Origin of the sequence: Nodularia sp. LEGE 04288 (assembly GCF_963896525.1) — a bacterium.
Classification (GTDB): Bacteria; Cyanobacteriota; Cyanobacteriia; order Cyanobacteriales; family Nostocaceae; genus Nodularia.
On the sequence record NZ_CAWQOY010000063.1, the window covers coordinates 1 to 4,086 of the forward strand.

Below are 4,086 nucleotides of genomic sequence, written 5' to 3' on the forward strand. Positions count from 1 at the left end.
TATGTATTTTTCTGCTCTAAACTATCAGTAACTATATCAAACACGGATTTCTTCGTTGAAACAGAATCTGCAAGGACTGGTATCAAAGCCTTGTAAATATTGGCTTGCGAGTTTTCGGATGGGTCTATTGTCTCTAGCTTGGCACTTTCAGTAAACTGCTGCTCTAATTTTTTAGTCAAATGCAGCATCTTCTCTTCAAACGCCTCATCATCATCCTCAACTTCCTCTGCCCCCACATATCGCCTGCGCCCTGTTCAAAGTACCAATTAATCTTAGTGCCAAAGCAGTTGGCGGATTATACCTGTAGTTGGTCATCGTGCTGCAATCATAAGCAAGTTTTATCAGTCAACGACAGAATGCGGGTTGTAGCGATTGGGAATGATAAGTTGGATTTGATGGCTTGATATCGCCTTCGTCTCCCCAACGAAGCTACAATACTTTTAGTCCCTCGTTACACGATTTCTGTAAATCGTGTACCCCCCCAGAAGGTAGTCAAGATGAAGGTTAGCGGCAACGGACAAGGCAAAATATTAAACCAAGAGGAATTGAGGCGATTGTTCACTGAAGGATTACTCACTTCCCGCGATCGCGCGCTGTTTGGCATCTGCTTGTTCACTGGTTGTCGCGTGTCAGAAGCGTTGGCTCTGAAAAAGACTGATATCAAATCTGGAACCATCACTTTCCGCAAGTCTACCACCAAAGGTAAGCACAAAACTCGGATTGTAGACATCCCTCCAGGGTTAGCAGCAATACTGGCGGAGTATCAGCCCCCAGGTGAGATGATGTTTCCCGGTATGCGCGGTGTGACTGAACGGCTGACTCGGTTTATGGCTGATAAGATTTTACGGGCTGCTTGCAACCGGATTGGGGTGGAGGGAGTTAGTACGCACTCGTTTAGGCGAACGGCTCTCACGCAAATGTCCAGCGCTGGCATACCTTTGAGGACTATTCAAGAAATCTCTGGTCACAGTGACTTGGGGACTTTGCAGCGTTATCTGGAGGTTACGCCTGAGCAGAAGCGCAAAGCTGTTTCGGTGATTGGGTTTTAGTTTCTATACCGTCTTCTATACCGGAGGAAGTGAACCAAGATTTGTGCGATCGCAACCCTAATTGGATGCCTAAGCCAGGAAGTCGCCCTCCTGACTCGGCTACAAAACCGTGCATGAGACGTTAACCTCACACGGCTCCTCAGTGATTTGGTGCTTGTCAAGCACACCTGTAAATTCAGAGTTAAAAGGGATTACAGTTGAGATAATCCTCATCTATCTCTTGAATTGAAACAGCAATTTTATCTGCTGCTGTTTTAGCATTGTGGCAATGTCCATGAAGTAATTGAAGGTTATTGTGACTTGAATCAAAAAATGGTTCTTGGCAACTTTTGGTGATCTTGGTTGGGGAAGGCAGAGGGCAGAGGGCAGAGGGCAGAAGTCGGAAGAAGAAAAGAATAAATTCAAACTTTGAGTTTGTTTAAACTGGCAACTAATATCTTTTGCATTTCCTCAACTTCATTTAATAGGGAGGTAAAAAGCTTTTTCTCTGCCAAATCTACTTCTTTGGCAATAATTAATTGTGTATCGAGTTCTCTTAAAGAACCTAATGCAATGTGTAAAAACTGTACATATTCTGACTTTGAGCGTCTACCATAGCCTTCCGCTATATTAGATGCTACAGATACAGAAGAACGTCGGATTTGGCTGGTTAAGCCATACAATTCTGATTTAGGAAATAGGTGTGTAAACTTATAGCAATTAATAGCAAGTTGAACTGCCCGTTGCCAGATAAATTGATTTCTGTAGCTCATAAGTTTGAAGTCTAGAGAAGTTTGAAGTATAAAGATTATACCGAAAAAAGGCAGAAGGAATACTGGCCTGTGTCCTCTGCCGCGACCAAAGGGAGCAAGGGTTTAAGACCCACACCAATTTTTCAATTGGTGGCTCTTGTGAATGAGTGGTCGGAATCCCCTTCTAAACAAAACCGAATGCCCTCTGCCTCTTGCCTTTTTCACGTGGCTAACAAGAATCGTCGCTCAAGCAAGTCTATCTTGGCACGACCATACATCTGCCGCTTTAACATTTTCAGTCGATTAATATGCCCTTCAACGGGGCCATTGCTAACTGACATAGTTACACCTGCTTTCACAGCATCGTAGTCAGACTCTAAACCAACAGCAAAAGAGTGCAGCAAAGAAACCGAGCTGTTTTTAGCTTTGTTTAACCAAGCATCCAGTTGCTCAGGCAGGCGTTGACGCACAAGAGATGCAAACTGTTGAGCTAGCTCAATGGCTGACTTCAAATCCGAATGAGCTGTTTGTAGTTGAGCGATTACTTCACGCTCATTAGGCTCTGTTAGTTCCGGTCGTCGTAAGACTAAAGCTGTGACGCGACTGGGGGTGAGAGGACGATGGGAAGAAGAGCTTACCCTGGAGGAAGCGTTTTTTCTTGAACCTTTTGCTGGTTCAAATCCGGGCAAGCTTTTGAGATAACGAGTGAAGCGATTGACCGTGGCATAACTACCGATATAGCCCGCCTGTCGAATTTCTTCAAACAGTTCTTGGGTGTTGTAGTTACCGCTATTCCAGCGGCTGAGGAGGTAATCATGATAAGGGTTGAGAAGACTGAGACCTTGGTCGCTACGTTGGCGACGTTCGGTAAAAGTTGAGCTACGCAGGTAATTATATACGGTATTTCTAGAAACTCCCAGGGATTGAGCAATTGCTTGCACTGATAAGCCTTGAAACCGTAAACTCCAAACTTGCTCATGGATGTCCCTCCGTCTGTCCCGTGCCTTGGCGGATTGGACTTTTCTTTTTAAAGATGTGTTTTGGGGAAACTTTGGCACAACTGGGCAGGGATTAGCCTCAGCAACTAGGGAAAGGTTATCGGGGAAAGGCAGAGGGCAGACGGCAGACGGCAGAAGGTTGGTTTGAGGGTTTTCCCGTGCAGTCAATCCGTCTGTACTCTCTGCCAAAAAGGGTTTAAGACCCCCACATTCGTTTTGAATTTCAGTGGTCTGCAATTGGGTGGGGTCGGAATCCCCATCCAATTCCCTTCTGCCCCCTGCCTTCCTACTTCTGCCTTCTTCAAGTGCTGTTTCCACCTCTTTTAGCACTTTCGTATCAGTAATCAAGACTTGTTTTTCCACTTCTTTAAGTGCTTCGGCGTGAGTACCAAAGACTTGCTCAAGCGTTTGAGATAAGTTCTGCAATAAGTGAAAACGGTCTGCAACTTGAATGGCTTCTGGTGCGCCTTGACGAATACCACTTTCATAAGTTTTTGACCGATCTCGTGAGACGACTTTGACACCAGGGTGAGCTTTTAACCATTCTGCCAAGGTTTCAGCCTTAGCATCTTTTAGTAGAGCAATTGGTCGGCTGCGTTCCAGGTCAATTAGTGCTGTGCCGTAAGTTTTACATTTACGAAAGCAGAAATCGTCTACCCCAAGAGTATGTGGTGTTACGATTGGTGGTAGTGGGATTGAGCGGACTAAATTTAATAGTGTATTGCGAGAAACTTTTATCCCCAATTGCTGCGAGAGTCTTACCCCGGCTGCACCACCATTAGCTAAAGCAATCGCACTCAATCGTTGAGCTAAACGCAGAGTTCTTCTCGCCCAAGGTGCGGTTACATTGGTCAGCCTTTCTGTAAAAATGCGTCGTTTACACAAAGTATTGATGCAAAAAAACTTCCTTACCCGTAACTGTAAGGTAATACTGTAATCAGCCCAGGGTAAGTCTGCTAAGAAGCGTTCATAGCGACTATGAATTTTGTGAGTTGGTTGGTTACAAACTGGACAGTTAACTACTCTACTGATTGCGGAAACAATCAAATTTATCTGAGTTTTTATTTTGTCAACTTGGCAATTCTCAAGTTTCAGATTGGTTGAATCTGGTAACAGGTGAGTTAGCACTGACATAGGGCTTGCTGAGGCTTATTCCTCAAATGTTTGATGGAGTGAAGTTTTGTGCTTTTACCGCAAAAATGGCCAAACTTTGAACCATAAGCTGACCAAAAATTAACGGAACTTCAGACCTTGCAGCAACAAGTTAGATAAAATTTTGTATCAATAAATGTCCGCGTGTTGAAAAAG

The 4,086-nt window shown here is 44.4% G+C and carries 5 protein-coding genes; 1 reads left to right on the forward strand and 4 read right to left on the reverse strand.

Annotated elements, in window-relative coordinates; all coding sequences use genetic code 11:
* Window positions 1–236, reverse strand: a 236-nt coding sequence (locus AACX33_RS04810) for a hypothetical protein (RefSeq protein ID WP_227789445.1), incomplete at its 3' end; no start/stop codon positions are given.
* Window positions 237–497: 261 nt separating this feature from the next.
* On the opposite strand from AACX33_RS04810, the gene AACX33_RS04815 reads away from it, so the two are divergent.
* Complete coding sequence (locus tag AACX33_RS04815; protein ID WP_227789446.1) at window positions 498–1,049, forward strand: tyrosine-type recombinase/integrase; 552 nt, start codon at window positions 498–500, stop codon at window positions 1,047–1,049.
* Here AACX33_RS04815 and AACX33_RS04820 read toward each other — a convergent pair.
* The 3 genes from AACX33_RS04820 to AACX33_RS04830 form a co-directional block, all read right to left on the reverse strand.
* Window positions 1,003–1,164, reverse strand: a complete 162-nt coding sequence (locus AACX33_RS04820; RefSeq protein ID WP_227789447.1) for a hypothetical protein — start codon at window positions 1,162–1,164, stop codon at window positions 1,003–1,005. The genes AACX33_RS04815 and AACX33_RS04820 overlap by 47 nt on opposite strands.
* Window positions 1,165–1,450: 286 nt before the next feature.
* Entirely contained in the window at window positions 1,451–1,801 is a 351-nt protein-coding gene (locus tag AACX33_RS04825; protein WP_227789448.1) for a four helix bundle protein, read from the reverse strand.
* A gap of 200 nt (window positions 1,802–2,001) precedes the next feature.
* On the reverse strand, window positions 2,002–3,912 hold the full coding sequence (locus AACX33_RS04830; protein WP_227789449.1) for an ISL3 family transposase: 1,911 nt from the start codon (window positions 3,910–3,912) through the stop codon (window positions 2,002–2,004).
* Window positions 3,913–4,086: the final 174 nt, after the last annotated feature.

Excerpts from the sequence above, each read along its gene's own strand:
- AACX33_RS04815 (WP_227789446.1), top strand. The coding sequence starts at position 498 with ATGAAGGTTAGCGGCAACGGACAAGGCAAAATATTAAACCAAGAGGAA.
- AACX33_RS04820 (WP_227789447.1), bottom strand. The coding sequence starts at position 1,164 with ATGCACGGTTTTGTAGCCGAGTCAGGAGGGCGACTTCCTGGCTTAGGC.
- AACX33_RS04825 (WP_227789448.1), bottom strand. The coding sequence starts at position 1,801 with ATGAGCTACAGAAATCAATTTATCTGGCAACGGGCAGTTCAACTTGCT.
- AACX33_RS04830 (WP_227789449.1), bottom strand. The coding sequence starts at position 3,912 with ATGTCAGTGCTAACTCACCTGTTACCAGATTCAACCAATCTGAAACTT.